This is a genomic window from Mesorhizobium sp. 128a, assembly GCF_053848025.1.
Genome location: NZ_JBSPKY010000027.1, coordinates 35723 through 51569, shown reverse-complemented (window position 1 = coordinate 51569; position 15847 = coordinate 35723). Strand labels below are relative to the sequence as shown.

At 63.8% G+C, this 15847-nt stretch carries 15 protein-coding genes; 6 read left to right on the top strand and 9 right to left on the bottom strand.

Annotated features, from left to right (window positions below):
* Positions 1-17: 17 nt before the first annotated feature.
* The 5 genes from ACWTU9_RS29925 to ACWTU9_RS29905 form a co-directional block, all read right to left on the bottom strand.
* On the bottom strand, positions 18-824 hold the full coding sequence (locus ACWTU9_RS29925) for a carbohydrate ABC transporter permease (protein WP_455861459.1): 807 nt from the start codon (positions 822-824) through the stop codon (positions 18-20).
* Complete coding sequence (locus ACWTU9_RS29920) at positions 824-1753, bottom strand: carbohydrate ABC transporter permease (protein ID WP_455861458.1); 930 nt, start codon at positions 1751-1753, stop codon at positions 824-826. Before ACWTU9_RS29920 ends, ACWTU9_RS29925 begins: the two co-directional genes overlap by 1 nt.
* A 178-nt stretch (positions 1754-1931) precedes the next feature.
* Positions 1932-3173: an ABC transporter substrate-binding protein gene (locus tag ACWTU9_RS29915; protein ID WP_455861457.1), complete on the bottom strand. Its 1242-nt coding sequence runs from the start codon at positions 3171-3173 to the stop codon at positions 1932-1934.
* Between the two features lie 70 nt (positions 3174-3243).
* Entirely contained in the window at positions 3244-4293 is a 1050-nt protein-coding gene (locus tag ACWTU9_RS29910) for a LacI family DNA-binding transcriptional regulator (protein WP_455861456.1), read from the bottom strand.
* A gap of 188 nt (positions 4294-4481) precedes the next feature.
* Positions 4482-5375, bottom strand: a complete 894-nt coding sequence (locus tag ACWTU9_RS29905; RefSeq protein WP_454576816.1) for a LysR family transcriptional regulator — start codon at positions 5373-5375, stop codon at positions 4482-4484.
* Between the two features lie 122 nt (positions 5376-5497).
* Between ACWTU9_RS29905 and ACWTU9_RS29900 the strand changes: the two genes are divergently transcribed.
* From ACWTU9_RS29900 to ACWTU9_RS29880, 5 genes are all read left to right on the top strand, one after another.
* Positions 5498-5893: a (R)-mandelonitrile lyase gene (locus tag ACWTU9_RS29900; protein ID WP_455861455.1), complete on the top strand. Its 396-nt coding sequence runs from the start codon at positions 5498-5500 to the stop codon at positions 5891-5893.
* Positions 5894-5995: 102 nt separating this feature from the next.
* Positions 5996-6367, top strand: a complete 372-nt coding sequence (locus ACWTU9_RS29895; RefSeq protein WP_455861454.1) for a DUF2255 family protein — start codon at positions 5996-5998, stop codon at positions 6365-6367.
* An 11-nt stretch (positions 6368-6378) separates the two neighbouring features.
* A complete protein-coding gene (locus ACWTU9_RS29890) occupies positions 6379-7368 on the top strand; it encodes an aldo/keto reductase (RefSeq protein ID WP_455861453.1) in 990 nt (329 codons plus the stop codon).
* Positions 7369-7400: 32 nt separating this feature from the next.
* A complete protein-coding gene (locus ACWTU9_RS29885) occupies positions 7401-8627 on the top strand; it encodes an arabinose transporter (RefSeq protein ID WP_455861452.1) in 1227 nt (408 codons plus the stop codon).
* Positions 8621-9637 carry a zinc-dependent alcohol dehydrogenase family protein gene (locus tag ACWTU9_RS29880; RefSeq protein WP_455861451.1) on the top strand — a complete coding sequence of 339 codons (1017 nt, stop codon included), beginning with the start codon at positions 8621-8623 and terminating at the stop codon, positions 9635-9637. Before ACWTU9_RS29885 ends, ACWTU9_RS29880 begins: the two co-directional genes overlap by 7 nt.
* Before the next feature lie 51 nt (positions 9638-9688).
* Here the strand turns inward: ACWTU9_RS29880 and ACWTU9_RS29875 are convergent, their stop codons facing one another.
* The gene (locus tag ACWTU9_RS29875; protein WP_455861450.1) at positions 9689-11134 is read right to left on the bottom strand and encodes a hypothetical protein; all 1446 of its coding nucleotides are present in this window, start codon (positions 11132-11134) and stop codon (positions 9689-9691) included.
* A 281-nt stretch (positions 11135-11415) separates the two neighbouring features.
* On the opposite strand from ACWTU9_RS29875, the gene ACWTU9_RS29870 reads away from it, so the two are divergent.
* Positions 11416-11952, top strand: coding sequence for a dihydrofolate reductase family protein (locus tag ACWTU9_RS29870; protein ID WP_455861449.1), 537 nt, complete (start codon positions 11416-11418; stop codon positions 11950-11952).
* Positions 11953-11993: 41 nt separating this feature from the next.
* Here the strand turns inward: ACWTU9_RS29870 and ACWTU9_RS29865 are convergent, their stop codons facing one another.
* From ACWTU9_RS29865 to ACWTU9_RS29855, 3 genes are all read right to left on the bottom strand, one after another.
* The gene (locus tag ACWTU9_RS29865; protein WP_455861448.1) at positions 11994-12854 is read right to left on the bottom strand and encodes a patatin-like phospholipase family protein; all 861 of its coding nucleotides are present in this window, start codon (positions 12852-12854) and stop codon (positions 11994-11996) included.
* Positions 12851-14272, bottom strand: a complete 1422-nt coding sequence (locus ACWTU9_RS29860; RefSeq protein ID WP_454589454.1) for a M16 family metallopeptidase — start codon at positions 14270-14272, stop codon at positions 12851-12853. Before ACWTU9_RS29860 ends, ACWTU9_RS29865 begins: the two co-directional genes overlap by 4 nt.
* Before the next feature lie 130 nt (positions 14273-14402).
* Complete coding sequence (locus tag ACWTU9_RS29855; RefSeq protein WP_455861447.1) at positions 14403-15758, bottom strand: M16 family metallopeptidase; 1356 nt, start codon at positions 15756-15758, stop codon at positions 14403-14405.
* Between the last annotated feature and the right edge of the window lie 89 nt (positions 15759-15847).

Sequence of the window (15847 nt, the reverse complement as noted above, 5' to 3'; positions counted from 1 at the left end):
GGCTCTCGACCAGTTGCTCAAACAAGATATGATCGAGGGTGTTGCGACGACCGGTTGAATCCGCCCACGGCGCCCCAGTCGATGGCGCCGAAGCGGCCGGACTGAAGTGCCGTCATCATGATCGGCAGCGTGAATTTCGACTGGTCGGTCATCAGCACCAGGGCGGCCAGGAACTCGTTCCAGGCGCCGAGGAAGGCGAACAGCGCGATGGTGACGATGCCGGGCCAGACCAAAGGCAGCATCACCTTCAGCAGCATGGTGAGATTGTTGGCGCCGTCCATGCGGGCCGCCTCCTCGATCTCGCGCGGCACCGCGTCGAAGGCGTTGCGCATCATGAAGATCGAGAACGGCAGCTGCAGCGTGACATAGACGCAGACCAGCCCGGTCAGCGTGTTGTGCAGGCCGACCTTGGTCAGCACCAGGAAGATCGGCGTCAGGATCGACTGGAACGGGATCATGATCGTCGACAGGATGACGACGAAGAGCAGGTCCTTGAAGGGAAAGCGGAAGCGCGAGAAGCCGTAGCCGGCAAGCACGCTGACGATGACGGAAAACACGACCGTCATCACCGAGACGTAGATGCTGTTTTGCGCCGGCAGCCAGAGCCCGTCACCGAACGTGTTGAGCGTGCCGTAATTTTCGACCGAGAAGCCGGTGGTCGGCCAGGGCGGCAGCGGCGGCAGGCGCGCCTCCTGCGACGGCTTGAAGGCAGACAGCACCGTCCAGACGATCGGCGCCAGGAACAGCACCGAGGCGATCATGCCGGTCGCGTGCTCGGCGATGCCGAGGCGCAGGCGGCTGTTGCGGCTTCTTGCCTGCGCCATCAGTCGACCCCCTCGGGCTTGCGCAGCAGCCAGAGCTGGAACGTGCTGAGCGCGACCAGGATGGCGAGCAGGATCATCGACAGTGCGGCGCCATAGCCCAGCTTGAACGACACGAAGGACTGGTTGAAGATCCAGTAGACGGCGGTCAGCGTCTGATTGCGCGGGCCACCGCGCAGGATGATGTAGAACTGGTCGAAGGCGAGGATCGAGCCCGCGACCGACAGGATCAACGCCAGCGCCAGGGTGCGGCGCATCAGCGGCAGCGTGATGGCGCGAAAGCGCGCGAAGGGTCCAGCACCATCGATCATCGCCGCCTCCTGCAGATCGGTCGGGATCGACTGCAGGCCGGTCATCAGGATGATCATGGTGAAGCCAGCCACCTTCCACACGACCATGGCGATGATCGACCAGAAGGCCGGCTGGAAGGTGGCCAGAAGGTTGAATTTCTTCCCGGTCAGGCCGAGGTCGTAAGCGGTCGGGCTGAACAGGCCGGAATCGACATTGAGCAGCCACGACCAGAGCAGGCTCGCCGAAGCAAAGCCGATGACGGCCGGCATGAAGAAGGACGTACGGTAGAAGGCGGTGAGCCGCCGGGGACGCTCGATGAACAGCGCCAGCGGAAAGGCGACGGAAAAGATCGCGATCGTCACCACCACCGTGTAGAGGCCGGTGAAGCGCAGGGCATTCCAGAACCTGGTGTCGCGCAGGATCGCCCAATAATTATCGAGGCCGATGTAGCTGTGCTCGCCCATCAGCGGCCAGTTGTGCAACGACATCCACGCCGTCATGCCGAGCGGGATGATGAAAAAGACAACTACCAGCGCCACGGCGGGCGCGACATAGAGCAGGCCGATCCACTGCCGGCGGCCGGCACCGACCAGTTTTCGCGGGCGGGCTGGGGCGGAGGTTGCTGCTGTGATCGATGTCATGACTGCTCTTCCGTTGGCGCGGCGTCCCCCTCCCCCTTGAGGGGAGGGTCCGGCCGCAGGCCGGGGGTGGGGTCCTCTGCGCAGCGCGCCGACGAAAAGTAGCGTTGAGCACTGCGCAGACGACCCCACCCGGACCTGCGGTCCGACCTCCCCTCAAGGGGGAGGTGGGCGGTGTCGCCTATTTCTGCGGCGCCTGGTCGATGATCGACTGCATGGTCTCCTGCGCGTTGGCGATCGCGCCGTCGACATCGTCGCCGAAGAAGACCTCGTTGACCATCTGCGTCCACGGGCCGTTGGCGGAGTTGATCAAATCGTTGAACACCACCGAATAGGGCGTGCGTCCCTTGGCCATCGCCTCGGCGGCGATCTGGTAGCGCGGGTCGAGATCCTTCAGCGCCTCCTTGGCGATGTCGCCGCGCACCGGCAGGCTGCCGTATTTGGCGAGGATGGTCTGACCCTCGAGCGAATAGGCGAAGTCGAGAAACTCCTTCACCACGGCGAGCTTTGTGGTGCCCTTGGTGACGACGAAATTGTCGCCGCCGGCGAAGGATGACCAGGCGCCATCCTTGCCCGGCAGGAAGGTGACGCCGTAATCGACATCAGGATACTGCGTGTTGAGCGCGCCGATGGCGAACGCGCCCGAGGGCGAGATGCCGATATTGCCGGCGGCGAAGGCGGCAAAAAAATTGGAGCCGGTGTCGGTCTGCGCGCCTGAAGGCACCAGATCCTTCTTGACCATCGAGCGGTAGAGGTCGATGGCGCCGCGCAGTTGCGGGCTGTCCAGCGTCGCCTTGGAGCCGTCCTCGGAGAGGATGTCACCGCCCGAGGCCCAGACCAGTGGCGTGAAGGTGAAGATGTTGCAGCCGCCGCAATTGCCGGAGAAATAGAAGCCCTTGATGTCGCCCCCGAGCGCGTTGACCTTCTCGGCGTCGGCTTCAATTTCGGCCCAGTTGGTCGGGCCTTTTTCGGGGTTGAGCCCGGCCTGCTTGAACAGCTTCTTGTTCCAGATCAGCACCGAGCTGTCGGCCGAGAACGGCAGGCCGTAGATGCGGCCCTTGTAGGTGCCGGTCTTGACGTGCGCCGGCGACAGGCTGGCGAAATAGGGCAGCGACTTCGCCCAGTCGGTGATGTCTTCCAACTGGCCGGCGGCGGAAAAGGCCGGCGTGTAGATCAGGTCGAGCGACAGCGCGTCTGGCGCGGTGCCGCCGGCGGCGGCGGCGCCATATTTCGGAATGATCTCGGCATTGGGGATGATGTCGAGCTTGATCTGGTTCTCATGCGCCTTGTTGAAGGCGTCGACGATGCGCGGCATGAAATTCGAGCCGTCGGCGCGCACCCAGATGTTGGCGGTGTCGGCGGCCATGGCGGGCAGAGCAAAGATGCTCGCGGCGAAGGCAAGCCCGGCAATCATGGTCTTCATGGTTTTCCTCCTCATGGTTCTCCTCCCTGTTCGGCCGCGCTCCCGGTTGACCGGTAAGCCGCAGCCTGTCTCACCCGTCTGGCGGACGGCCGCATGACTGACGCACCACCAGCCGGCACGGCAGTTTTCGGATGCCCGGCGCGGCCGGTTGGCCGCCGACGAGCGAAAGCAGCGCAAGCCCGGCCTCGCGGCCAAGGGTTGCCAGGTTCATGTCGACCGAGGTCAGTGGCGGCCGCGTCGCCTCGGCGACGATCTCCCAATTGTCGAAGCCGATGACGCCGACATCGCCGGGCACGCCGATGCCGCGCTCGCGCAGCGCATCGATGACGCCGCGCGCGATCTGGTCGTTGCCGCAGAAGACGGCGTCAGGTTTCTCCCCCCTGCCCGCCTTGCCGTCGAACAGTCTTGCGACCGCCTCATGCCCCCAGGCTTCCGACCAGTGTCCGAGCAGCGGCTCGGCAACCGGCAAGCCATGCTCGGTCAGCACCTCGCGGTAGGCCCGGGCGCGCTCATGCACCACGGCGAAGCTCGCGGGACCGCTGACATGGGCAATGCGCCGGCGCCCAAGCGCGCAAAAATGCTCGACCGCCAGCCGCGCCCCGCCGGCATCGTCGGATTCGAAGCCGATGGCGTCGGGATCGGGCTGTGTGAAGGCGTAGATCACCGGGATGCGCAAATTGGCGAGGTCGACCGGCAGGTGGCGGTCGATGCGCTTGCCGGTGGCAATGATGCCGTCGACGCGCTTGTCGAGCATGGCCTCGACATGCAGCTGGCCGAGCCGCTGGTCGTCCTCGACATTGCACAGGAACACCGAGACGCCGGCATCGACCAGCGCGTCGGAGACGCCGGCCATCAGCGGCAGCGAGAAGCGGCCATAGGTATCGTTGGTAAGCAGCCCGACGGTGAAGGAGCGCTTGCGCAACAGGCTCTGCGCCAGGCTGTTCGGCCGGAAGCCGAGCCGCTGCGCCGTCTCGCGAATACGCTCGCGCGTCTCGGCGGTCATGCGCCCCTGTCCGTTCAGCGCCTTGGAGGCCGTGGCGACACTGACGCCGGCGACTGAGGCCACCTCACGCAAGGTGACCGGGGTTTTTGCGGGCGCTGGCGAGGCATCGGAAACCATTCTGCGACGCGGATTCCTTAGTTGGGAAAAGGTTTTCTCTTGTCGCCCTGCTCAGTACCGACCGGTGAGGGCAGTGAGCGAAGGCGCGGTTTGGGAAAAGGTTTTCTCAAGTGAGATTATGCGAAGGATTCGGCCATGGCAAGAGGCCATCGACATGCCCGGTTTCGCTCGGCGCAGCAATTTCTTGCCTACTGTCGGTAGCGCAGTGCCTCAAGCAGCAACGCGAACGCGGGCGAAGCCTGGCGACGGTTGGGATAGTAGAGGTGATAGCCCTGGAGCTTCGGGCACCAGTCGGCCAGTACCTCGACCAGTTGTCCGTCGGCGATACGTGGCCGTGCCAGGTCCTCCGGCACAAAGCCCAGGCCCAGACCGTCAATGGCGGCATTGAGGATAGGCACGGCGCTGTTGAAGGTGAGGCTGCCCTCGACCCTCACGCGCAGCTCTCGGCCATTCTTCTCGAACTCCCAGGCATAGAGCCCTCCGGCGCTGTTCAGGCGCTGGTTGATGCAATTGTGGTTGGTGAGATCCTGAGGGGTTTCCGGCTGCGAGCGCCGCTCGAAGTAGGCAGGCGAGCCAACAACGGCAAAACGCCAGTCGGGGCCGATGCGCGCGGCGATCATGTCCTTGCTGACGGCCTCGCCAAGCCGGACACCGGCGTCGAACCGTTGCTCAATGATGTCGGTGAAACCGTAGTCTATGTTTAGCTCGACATGGATGTCGGGATATTCGCGCAGGAAGGTCGCGAGCGTCGGACGGAAGATGGTGTCGATCACATAGTCGTTGCAGGTTATGCGCACCGTACCGGCCGGCTTGTCCCGCAGTTCGCTGAGCGCGACAATTTCGGCTTCGATCTGGTCGAAATGCGGACTGATGGCTCGCATGAGCCGCTCGCCTGCTTCCGTTGGCGCGACGTTACGGGTGGTGCGTGCCAGCAGCCTGATCCCCAACTTCTCCTCCAGGCCCTTGATCGTATGACTGAGGGCCGAAGGCGTCACGCCGAGGTTGGCGGCTGCCCTGGTAAAGCTGCGCTCGCGGGCGACCGCCACGAAAGCGATCATGTCGTTAATGCGTTCTCTCGGCATTTATGAATCTCGCTCACAACCGCATGAACATTATACCCACTAATCCGATGGTCCCGCTTTGGCTAGATTCCGATTTCAAAACCGCCCTCACGGAAGGGCGCAAAGGAATTGGAGAAAGTCCCTTGGAAATCATGCGCGCAGGCTCTCGTCCGTCGAGCAAGGGGCCGACCGACTGGTTCACCGGCACGGTCCGCGTCGACCCGCTGTTCAATCCGCATGCGCTGGAACGCGTCCAGGGTGGGCACGTTACCTTCGAGCCAGGGGCACGCACGGCGTGGCACACGCATGTCCTCGGCCAGACGCTCATCGTCACCTCGGGCGTCGGTCGCGTGCAGCGCTGGGGCGGGTCGATCGAGGACATCCGGCCGGGCGACGTGGTCTGGATCGCCCCCGGCGAGAAGCACTGGCATGGCGCCGGTCCCGAGACAGCCATGACGCATATCGCGATCCAGGAGGTTCAGAACGGCAAGGTCGTCGACTGGATGGAGCAGGTTTCGGACAAGCAATACGCCGGCTGAGCCAATCAAGCGCGCAAGCTGATCGACACCGGCCTCGGCGTCCTCTGGCACGCCGGCTGGTCAGGATCACGATCAAACACATCGACTAAAGGGAAGCCTGCCATGTCATGGCAAGATCAGGAATTGCAGCGGATCGCGCAAAGCGACGACCTGCACATCGCGCCGTTCCGCGAGGACGGCAAGACCTACGGCACCCCGACCTGGATCTGGTCGGTGGTTGTCGACGGCGATCTCTATGTTCGCGGCTATAACGGCCAGAAATCGCGATGGTATCAGGCCGCCATCCGCCAGAAGGCCGGACGCATCGCCGCGGCCGGCATGACGAAGGAAGTCTCCTTCGAGCCGGTGGATAGGGCGGCAAACGATCGGATCGATGAGGCCTACCGCCGCAAATACAGCACGAGCCCATATCTCGCGCCAATGATCAGCGAGCGCGCCCGCGCGGCGACGGTCACGATTACACCGAAGGATTGAGGAGACCCAGCATGCAAAAGCGCAAACTCGGTCAGGGCCTGGAGGTCTCCGCTCTCTCGCTCGGCTGCATGGGCTATGGCCAAGCCCGCGAGATAGCAGATCGGGCAGAGATGATCACGCTGATCCGCGAGGCGGTCGATCGCGGCATGGATTTCTTCGACACGGCGGAGGTCTATGGTCCGTTCACCAACGAAGACATGGTCGGCGAGGCGCTGGCCCCCGTGCGCGGCCAGGTCAAAATCGCAACCAAGTTCGGCTGGGATGTCGACGCCGATACCGGCGAAAATCATGGCGGCGTCAACAGCAAGCCGGAGCACATCCGGGCAGCAGTCGAGGGCAGCCTTCGTCGCCTGAAGACCGAACATATCGATCTTCTCTACCAGCACCGTGTCGACCCCGACGTGCCGATGGAAGATGTCGCCGGCACGGTCAAAGACCTGATCGGCCAGGGGAAGGTGCGGTATTTCGGGCTGTCGGAAGCCAGCGTGCAATCGATACGCCGCGCCCATGCCGTCCAGCCGGTTGCAGCGCTGCAAAGCGAATACTCGCTGTGGACCCGCGAACCCGAGGCCGAGATCATTCCCGCGCTGGAAGAACTCGGCATCGGCTTCGTCCCGTTCAGCCCTCTCGGAAAGGGTTTTCTGACCGGCAAGATCGATGCGAACACGACCTTCGCCGGCAACGACTTCCGCGGCCAGATTCCGCGATTTGCGCCCGAAGCACGCGCGGCCAATCAGGCGCTCGTCGATCTGATCCGTGGCGTCGGCGAGCGTCATGGCGCGACACCGGCCCAGGTAGCTCTTGCGTGGCTGTTGGCACGCAGGCCGTGGATCGTCCCGCTGTTCGGGACCCGCAAGCTCGAGCGGCTTGAGGAGAATCTGGGGGCTCTGTCGGTGGCGCTTTCGGACGACGACCTTCATGAAATCGAGACCGGGGCCGCAGCCATCAGGATCGAAGGGGCGCGATACCCCGAGGCGATGCTGCGCCGCTCCGGACTTTGAGGGGCGGCCCCCCGGAAAAGAGCAATATGTCGATGACGATGCGTCAACGGTCGGTGACCTCGACCAGCAGTTCGCTGTTTCCCTTGACGGCAGCCGTGCTCGTCGTTTTCCTGGTCACGGGTGCGGCGCTGCCGACCCTGCCGCTTCACATTCATGACAGGTTGGGCTACGGCCCCTTCGCGATCGGTCTCGTTTCCGGGGCGCAATTCGTAGCGGCCCTCGTCTCGCGCCTGTGGTCCGGATCGTTCTCGGACCGGCGCGGGCCGAAGCAGGCGGTGGTGGCCGGGCTGGTGATGGGCGCGGCTTCGGGCCTGCTTTATCTTCTCTCGCTCCTCGTTATCGGCAATCCGCTTTGGTCTGCCATGGTACTGCTGGTCGGGCGGGCGCTGCTTGGCGGCGCCGAAAGCTTCGTCATCACCGGCGCGCAAGCCTGGGGCCTGGCGCTCGCCAATCCCGGCGGCACCGGCAAGGTGATCGGCTGGATGGGCACGGCCATGTATGTCGGGCTGGCCGCCGGCGCACCCGTGGGAAGTCTGCTCTTCAATTGCTTCGGCTTTGCAGCCATCGGCGTCGCCACGCTGCTAGTGCCGCTGGCAACGATGCTTATCGTCGCTCCAATGCGCGCCGTGCATCCGCACCCGCAGGCCAAGCGCGCATTCGCCAGCGTCGCCAAGGCCGTCTGGCTGCCCGGCATCGGCATGTCGTGCGCCAGCCTGGGCTATGGCGCGATGACGGCATTTTCCGTGCTGTATTTCGCCCAGCAGGGTTGGCAGCCGGCCTGGTTGTCCTTCACCGCCTTCGCGTTGGCCCTGATCTTGGCGCGGCTTGCCTTCGGCGGCCTGCCGGACCGCATGGGCGGAGCTCGCGCCGCAATGATCTTTGTGGTGCTGCAAGCCCTTGGCATGGGTTTGATGGGGCTGTCGCCATCCGCCCTGCCCGGCTTCGTTGGAGCAGCATTGACCGGTTTTGGTTATGCCTTTGTCTATCCGGGCCTCGGGATCGAAGCGGTCCGGCGCGCGCCGGTCGAAAGCCGCGGGCTGGCCATGGGTATTTATACCGCCTTCCTCGATCTCGCGCTGGGCATCCTCGCGCCGCTTCTCGGCCTCGTCGCCAACCTTTACGGGCTCGGATCGGTCTTCATCATCGGCGCGCTTCTGGCGCTCTGCACCGTGCCGATCGCGGCACGGCTGCGGTTCTCCGCACCTCAGACCTCACTCCACCTTAAAACGTCTGCCAACCAAGGAGATATCCAATGCTAGCAACAATGCTCTATGGGCCAGGGGATGTCCGCTATGAGGACGTGCCCGAACCTAGGATTGTTGAGCCGACCGATGCGATCATTCGTCTGTCGGCCACCTGCATATGCGGTTCGGATCTGTGGCCTTTCCGCGGCCTCAATGACACAACGTCGCCCCTGGCGATGGGGCATGAGTATTGCGGCATCGTCGAAGAGGTCGGCAGCGCCGTGCGCAGCGTCCGCAAGGGCCAGTTCGTCGTCGGCTCGTTCTGCCTGTCGGACAACACCTGCCCGCATTGCCGCTTTGGCTTCCAGTCGTCCTGCGAGAAGCGGGAGTTCATGACCGGAGCGCAGGCGCCGCTTGCGCGCGTGCCCCTGGCGGACGGCACGCTGGTCGCAACGGCGGAGATACCCTCCGACGACCTGATCCCCAGCCTGCTGGCGACGTCGGACGTGCTTGGCACAGGCTGGTATGCGGCCAGTGCCGCGCGCGTGCAGCCTGGCTCGACGGTTGTCGTCGTCGGCGACGGCGCGGTTGGCCTGATGGCCGTGCTGTCGGCAAAGCAGATGGGGGCCGAGCGCATCATCGCGATGAGCCGTCACAAGACACGGCAGGATCTGGCGCTCGAATACGGCGCGACCGACATCATCTCGGAGCGCGGCGACGAGGGCGTGGCGCGGATCAAGGAATTGACCAAGGGCGTCGGCGCCGAATCAGTTCTGGAATGCGTCGGCACCAAGGAATCGATGATGCAGGCCTTGAACAGCACACGGCCGGGCGGCTCGATCGGCTATGTTGGCGTCCCGCACGGCGTCGAGTTCGACGGGCAGCAGTTGTTCTTCGCGCAGAAGAGCCTGCTTGGCGGCCCGGCCCCGGTGCGTCGCTTCCTGCCGGACCTGATGGACCTTGTGCTCGAGCGTCGGATCAACCCCGGCAAGGTGTTCGATCTGGAACTGCCGCTGGCCGATGTCGCCGAAGGCTACCGCGCAATGGACGAACGCCGGGCGATCAAGACCCTGCTTCGGGTCTGACCTGGTTGCAGGACCCGTCCTGCAATGCTGTCAGCCGCCGTAGCAACGCCGCTACGGCGTGGCGCGCAGGTTGCGGCGCGCGCGGCGGCGGCTTGCGGCGCGGGCGGCTCCCGCCACCGGACCGTTGATTTCTACCACGACGCCTTCGCGCGGCTTGGCGCTGGCAACCTTGTGCAGGCGCTCAAAGGGCAGCAGTTCCTTGACACGGGCATTGAGAGCCGCGACCTCGGCTCGCAGATCCTCGCATTCCTGCCGCTGGACATCCAACTCCATCTGTACGGAGGCCTGCTGCAGGGAAAGCTGCGATAGATCGGCGTTCGCGGTCGAAAGGCTCATCTTGTCGCTTTCGCTCTCCTTCATAAGAGCAGCCAGCCTTTCGTCCGCGACCTGCTTTTCAGCAACGGCGTCGCCCCATTGAGCCTTGAGCTTGGCGGCCTCGGCTGAGGCCGCACTGCTCTCGTTCGAGGCCAGTTCCAGCCTCGATTGCAGGCTCTGGATCTCGGAACGCAAGCCGCTTGTCTCCAGCTGGTTGCGGGCGAGTTCGGCCTGCGTGTCGGCTTCCATCATGGAAGCCGCTTCAGTCATTTCCGCCAGCTTGGTCTGCGCCTGCTCAAGGGATCTCTGCAACCGCAGTTCCTCCTTCTCGCTCTTGCCGAGTGCCGCCAGCAGTTCCGCAAGCCGCGCCACCTCGGTGGTGTGGATCGCCGAAAGCTCGTCCAGCCTGTGGCGCACTCCGGTTTCGCGCTTGCGCGCCGTGTCGACATCCATCGCCAGGCTGACATGCTTTTCGCGCAGCAGCTTGTTTTCGCGCGCCCGTCTGTTGGCCTCGACCGTCTTGGCCGTCAGCGCCTTGACGATGTCGCCAAACTCGGCCTCGCGCTTGGCGCTTGCATTGGCTGACTTCACGAGTTCCAGCCTTACCGCCGCAAGTGCCTCGCGAAGTGTCTCCCGGTCCTGGACCAGGCTTGCCTCGCGCTGCTTCAGGACCTCGAAGGCGGCTTCGCGCTCGCGCTGCTTCCTGGTCGCGTCGTGGAGCTGTTCCGACAACGCTCCCTCACGCGCGGTCAGGTCGATGGTTGCCAGCTCCAGCTCGTTGGCGCGAAGAACGTCGCCGTGCAGGAGGTTCAGGTAGTCGCGGGTGAGATTGTGCGAATTCGATATATCCGAGAGTTTCGCGTTGATCTCGTCCAGATAGTCCTGCGCATTGTGAAAGAGCCCATCCACTGCGCTCAATGCGGCCAGGCGGCTTTGCGCATGCGGCGTCAGCCGCCGTGCGGTCTCGGCAGGCGTCGTGCCGTCGTCAGCCCGGGGACTGTCCTCAGGCTGCAAGCGCTCATTGTTTGCGGCAAGGTTCTCGTCGGGGACAGGGCCGTCTTGCGGCGGCGACAGATCGTCCAGTTTAAGACACTCGCCGACCGCATCCGCCAACTCGGCTTCGATCTTCTCAAATGCCTTGTCGGAATTCGCGGCACGCTTCATCAGACTCTTGAGGTTCATGACCTAACACCCTTCGCACTCACTCCAAATTCTATACTTAACGATTTGCTAATGTTCCCTTCTACATCCGCTTGTTCCGTTGGGGAAGCCCTTCCCGGCCAAGCTTGGATAGTCATATTGATCGATGCCTCCGACCCAGCGAGAGGATTTTTTTCCCATTGCCGGACTTTGACGGCGCGTCGCGCGCTGAGCACGGCCCATCAAGTGCGGGGCTTTGTTTTGACCCAGCGTGTCGGAAAGGGTTGGCGCCATCCGTCTTTTGACAAACAAAGGAGAACGCCATGCGAAAATTGATCATCACCGAATTCATCAGCGTCGACGGCATTGCCGAGGTCGAGAAGCTGCCCAAAGTGACCTGGAACGACGAAATGCAAAGGTTCAAGGAGGACGAGCTTGCCGACAGCGGCGCCATGCTGTTGGGGCGCACGACCTATGAGATCTTTGCCGGCTCATGGCCGAGTGAAACCGGCGATTTTGCCGACCGCTTCAACGCGTTGCCGAAATATGTCACTTCGACCAGCCTGAAGACGTTGGACTGGAAGCCGGCGGAATTGCTGAAAGGGTCATTGCCCGACGCGGTCAGAGCGCTGAAGCAAGGCAGTGGCGGCAACATCTATGTGCATGGCAGCCTCAGCCTCGCGCAGGAATTGCTGCGCCACGGCCTGGTCGACCGCGTCAGGCTGCTCAGCTACCCAGGCACTGTCGGTGAGGGCAAGAAGCTGTTTCCGTCCGATATGCCGGTGGCGCTGGAGCCGATCTCGGCCATGACATTCAGCAATGGCGTGGTGGCGCTGGAATATGCGGCCGGGAAGAAGTGATTAGCCAATCTCCCCACATGTGGGGAGATCAGCAGCTTCCCTCACCCAGCCTTCTTCCCTCGTTTCCCCTTGGCACGCGCCTCTACCACCCGCTCCACCTCGCGCTTCAGCTCGTCCTTGATCTCCTCCGTCTCGGCCATCAGCGCGTCGATCTTCATGAAATCGAGCACGCGGTATTTCGACACTGGCGGGCGGATCAAGATGTCAGGGGGGCGCTGGTTCAATTTGTGGGCGATGATCGACTGCATCATCAGTTGTGTGGCGCCATACATCAGGTCGACAGTGGTCGGGTGCTTGCGCTCGGCCTCGCTCGGCGCACCGACCACGTCGATGGCAATGATGATGTCGGCGGCGTTTTCGATCAGATCGAACGGCACCGGATTGTAGATGCCGCCGTCGATCAGCACGCGGTCGTCGCGCGTCACCGGGCGGAAGACGGCGGGAATGGCGGCCGAGGCGGCCAGGGCCGAATGCAGGTCGCCATCGTCGAAGACCGCCAGTTTGTGGCCGAAATAGTCGGTCGCCGTTACCTTGAGCGGGATTTTCAGGTCGGCGAAGGTTTCAGGGATCGCTTCGGGCAGGAATGCCTTCAGGATGCGCTCGATGTTGAACTGGCTGACGCGGATGCCGCCTTGCATCGCCTCGGCGATGGTGCCGGGCCGCGAGCGCCACATCCGCGCTGCCACCTCTGCGCGGCGGCCCAGGATCGAACGGGCATAGTCCTTGATCTCCTTGCCGCTCATGCCAGAGGCCATGCCGGCGCCCATGATGGCGCCGATCGAGGAGCCGGCGATGGCCACTGGCTTGATGCCGAGCTCGTCCAGCGCCTCGACGATGTGGATGTGGGCCAGGCCGCGGGCGCCGCCGCCGCCAAAGGCTATGCCGAAAGTGGGCGCCGTCATTTGGCCTCCAGCTTCGGGCCGATGCTCATGATCGCGGGGGCCGGGGTCAGCAGCTTCTTTGCCGCCGCCTTGACCTGGTCGAGCGTCACGCCGTTGATGAGCGCCGCACGGCGCTGCACGTAGTCGATGCCGAGATTGTCGAGCTGCAATTCCACCAGCGTCGATGCAATGGCGCTGGAAGAATCCAGATTGCTGATGGCGTAGGAGCCGACCATGTATTTCTTGGTCGCGTCCAGTTCGGCCTCGGTCGGGCCCTCCTCGGCCATCTTCTTGACCACGTCCTTGACGATGGCGAGCGTCTCGGCCGCGCGGTCCGAACGCGTCGCCGTGGTGATGATCAACGCATTGGAATGCTGGTGATCGACCAGGTTGGAATCGACGCTGTAGGCAAGGCCACGCTTTTCGCGCACCTCGCCATAGAGGCGCGAGGTGAAGGTGCCGCCACCGAGAATCTGGTTCATCAGCACCGCCGGGAAGAAATCCGGTGCATCGCGTTTCACGCCGGGATAGGCAAACTGCAGTGAGGTCTGCGGCAGGTCGTAATCGACCTCCAGCTGCTGGCCGAGCTTCAGCTCGGTGTCGGCAACCGGCCGCAGCAGCTGCTTTTCCGGCAGATCGCCGAACACGTCATCGAGCTTTCGTTTCAGCGTCGCGGCGTCGATGTCGCCGACCACCGCGACATGCAGGCCATTGCGGGCGAAATTGGCCTTGTGGAAGGCAGCCAGATCCGCCGCGGTGATGGTGGCGATACTGTCTTTGGTGCCCTGGTCGGGCCGAGAATAGGGATGGTCGCCATAGATGGCGCGCAGCCATTTGGTCTGGGCGACGGTGTTGGGGTCACGCTCGCTGGCGATAATGCCGGACAGGATCTGGGAGCGGATGCGGTCGATCGGCGCCTGGTCGAAGCGCGGCCTGGTGACCGCCAGCCTGAGCAGGTCGAAGGCCGCATCTTTCTGCTCGGCCAGCATGCGCATCGAGCCATAGGTGCCGTCGCGCGCAGCGTCAAAGCCCATTTCGGCGCCGGCATCGTCAAGCCTGGTCTGGAAGGCCTCGCTGTCAAGATCGCCGGCGCCCTCGTCGAACAGGCCGGTCATCAGATAGACCAGCCCTTCCCGCCCCGCCGGATCCTGCGTCGAGCCGCCATCGAAGACGAAGCGAATGGCGATGATCGGAATGGAGTGATCCTCGACCAGCCACGCGTTGATGCCCTTTGACGAGGTCACCGGCTGGATGTCCATCGCGCGGGCCGCAAGCGCCGGCAGGATGAGGAAGAGGATCGAGAGGAACAAAGTGGTGAAGGCGCGGAGCGCAGGGTTCCCTTCTCCCCTTGTGGGAGAAGGTGGATCGGTGCGCAGCGCCGAGACGGATGAGGGGTGGGTGACGGATCGCCGTCCTTGCCAAGCTGGAACACCCCTCATCCGACCTCGCTTCGCGAGGCCACCGCCCTGGGGCGAGCCACGGGTCTCGCCCCGTCCTTTGGACCCCACAAGGGGAGAAGAGGGAGCCCGGTTCGGAGAAGGCACGACGCCAAGCAGGTTCGTCATCGAATCAATTCCCCGCCTGTTGCTGCGGCAAGAGATAGCCGGTGGTCGAACGGTCGAGCAGCAAATAGCGTGCGGCAACCGCCTTGATCTCATCGACGGTGACCTTGCGAATGCGGTCCGGCCATTCCTCGATATCCTTGACGTTGCCGCCGGTGGCGAGCTCGGCGCCGTAGAGATTGGCCATCTCGTCCTGCTTGTCGCGGGCGAAGATCATGGCCCTGATGTAGCGAGCCTTGGCCTTCTCCAGTTCGTCGGCGGTGACGCCGTCCTTGACGATGCGGGCGATCTCGGCGTCGACGGCCGCCTCGATGTCGCTCAGCTTGGAGTCACCGCGCGGTGCGCCGTAGACGGTGAAATTGGTGGCGTCGAGCATCGTGCCCTGGAAGAAGGCGCCGGCCCCCGATGCGATGCCTTGCTTGACCACGAGCTGCTGGTAAAGCCGGCTGCGACTGCCGCCGCCAAGGATCTCTCCCAACAGGTCGAGCGCCTCGGCCTCGCCGGGCTTTGCCGTGTGGTAGGACGGAACCACCCATTGCGTCGAAAAGCTCGGCACCGAAACGCGCGCATCGGTGAGCGTCACCGTGCGCTTGGTGTTCTGCTCGGGCTCGACCGGGCGGATGCGCGGCGGCAGGTCCGGGCCGCGCGCGACCTTGCCATAGGTCTTTTCGGCCAGCGCCTTCACCGCGTCCGGCTCGACATCGCCGGCAACGATCAGCACCGCATTGTTGGGCCGGTAGTACTTGTCGTAGAAGGCAACCGCATCGGTGCGGTTCAGCTGCTCCATCTCCTGCATCCAGCCGATCACCGGAATGCGGTAGGGCTGGTTCTGCCAAAGCGTCGCATCGACCTCTTCGTCAAGCACGGCCTCGGGGTTGCTGTCGATGCGCGAGCGGCGCTCTTCCAGGATCACGTCGCGCTCGGTCTTGATGACCTCGTCGGTCAAGATGAGGTTGCGCATGCGGTCGGCCTCGAAGTTCATCATCAGTTCGAGTGCCGAGGGTGTCACCGTCTCGTGGAAGGCAGTGTAGTCATAGGAAGTGAAGGCGTTGTTGGAGCCGCCTATGTCCGAAATGGCGCGGTCGAATTCGCCCGCGGCGTGGTTGGTCGTGGCCTTGAACATCAGATGTTCGAAGAAATGCGCGATGCCGGATTTGCCTGCCGGCTCGTCGGCGCTGCCGATCTTGTACCACACCATATGGGTGACGATCGGGGCACGATGATCGGGGATGACCACCACTTCCATGCCGTTGTCGAGCAGGAAGTTCGCCACCTTGCCATCGTCCGCGGCAAGAGCCGGGCCGGCCACGGTCAGCGCGGTGGCGAGCAACGCTCTCCGCAGCCATTCGGCATGAAGTGTCATTGATGGCTCCGGTTGTTGTCGCGCGACGATAGGCAGGTTGGCCACCGAGGCAAAGTGAATTGTGCGTCATTTTGAAGGCGCCAACCGCG

What these genes read in the sequence shown, in the direction of transcription:
- ACWTU9_RS29885 (WP_455861452.1), top strand. Translation starts at nt 7,401, where the DNA reads ATGACGATGCGTCAACGGTCGGTGACCTCGACCAGCAGTTCGCTGTTT.
- ACWTU9_RS29880 (WP_455861451.1), top strand. Translation starts at nt 8,621, where the DNA reads ATGCTAGCAACAATGCTCTATGGGCCAGGGGATGTCCGCTATGAGGAC.
- ACWTU9_RS29895 (WP_455861454.1), top strand. Translation starts at nt 5,996, where the DNA reads ATGTCATGGCAAGATCAGGAATTGCAGCGGATCGCGCAAAGCGACGAC.
- ACWTU9_RS29910 (WP_455861456.1), bottom strand. Translation starts at nt 4,293, where the DNA reads ATGGTTTCCGATGCCTCGCCAGCGCCCGCAAAAACCCCGGTCACCTTG.
- ACWTU9_RS29870 (WP_455861449.1), top strand. Translation starts at nt 11,416, where the DNA reads ATGCGAAAATTGATCATCACCGAATTCATCAGCGTCGACGGCATTGCC.
- ACWTU9_RS29875 (WP_455861450.1), bottom strand. Translation starts at nt 11,134, where the DNA reads ATGAACCTCAAGAGTCTGATGAAGCGTGCCGCGAATTCCGACAAGGCA.
- ACWTU9_RS29890 (WP_455861453.1), top strand. Translation starts at nt 6,379, where the DNA reads ATGCAAAAGCGCAAACTCGGTCAGGGCCTGGAGGTCTCCGCTCTCTCG.
- ACWTU9_RS29920 (WP_455861458.1), bottom strand. Translation starts at nt 1,753, where the DNA reads ATGACATCGATCACAGCAGCAACCTCCGCCCCAGCCCGCCCGCGAAAA.
- ACWTU9_RS29860 (WP_454589454.1), bottom strand. Translation starts at nt 14,272, where the DNA reads ATGAGGGGTGTTCCAGCTTGGCAAGGACGGCGATCCGTCACCCACCCC.
- ACWTU9_RS29925 (WP_455861459.1), bottom strand. Translation starts at nt 824, where the DNA reads ATGGCGCAGGCAAGAAGCCGCAACAGCCGCCTGCGCCTCGGCATCGCC.
- ACWTU9_RS29915 (WP_455861457.1), bottom strand. Translation starts at nt 3,173, where the DNA reads ATGAAGACCATGATTGCCGGGCTTGCCTTCGCCGCGAGCATCTTTGCT.
- ACWTU9_RS29865 (WP_455861448.1), bottom strand. Translation starts at nt 12,854, where the DNA reads ATGACGGCGCCCACTTTCGGCATAGCCTTTGGCGGCGGCGGCGCCCGC.
- ACWTU9_RS29855 (WP_455861447.1), bottom strand. Translation starts at nt 15,758, where the DNA reads ATGACACTTCATGCCGAATGGCTGCGGAGAGCGTTGCTCGCCACCGCG.
- ACWTU9_RS29905 (WP_454576816.1), bottom strand. Translation starts at nt 5,375, where the DNA reads ATGCCGAGAGAACGCATTAACGACATGATCGCTTTCGTGGCGGTCGCC.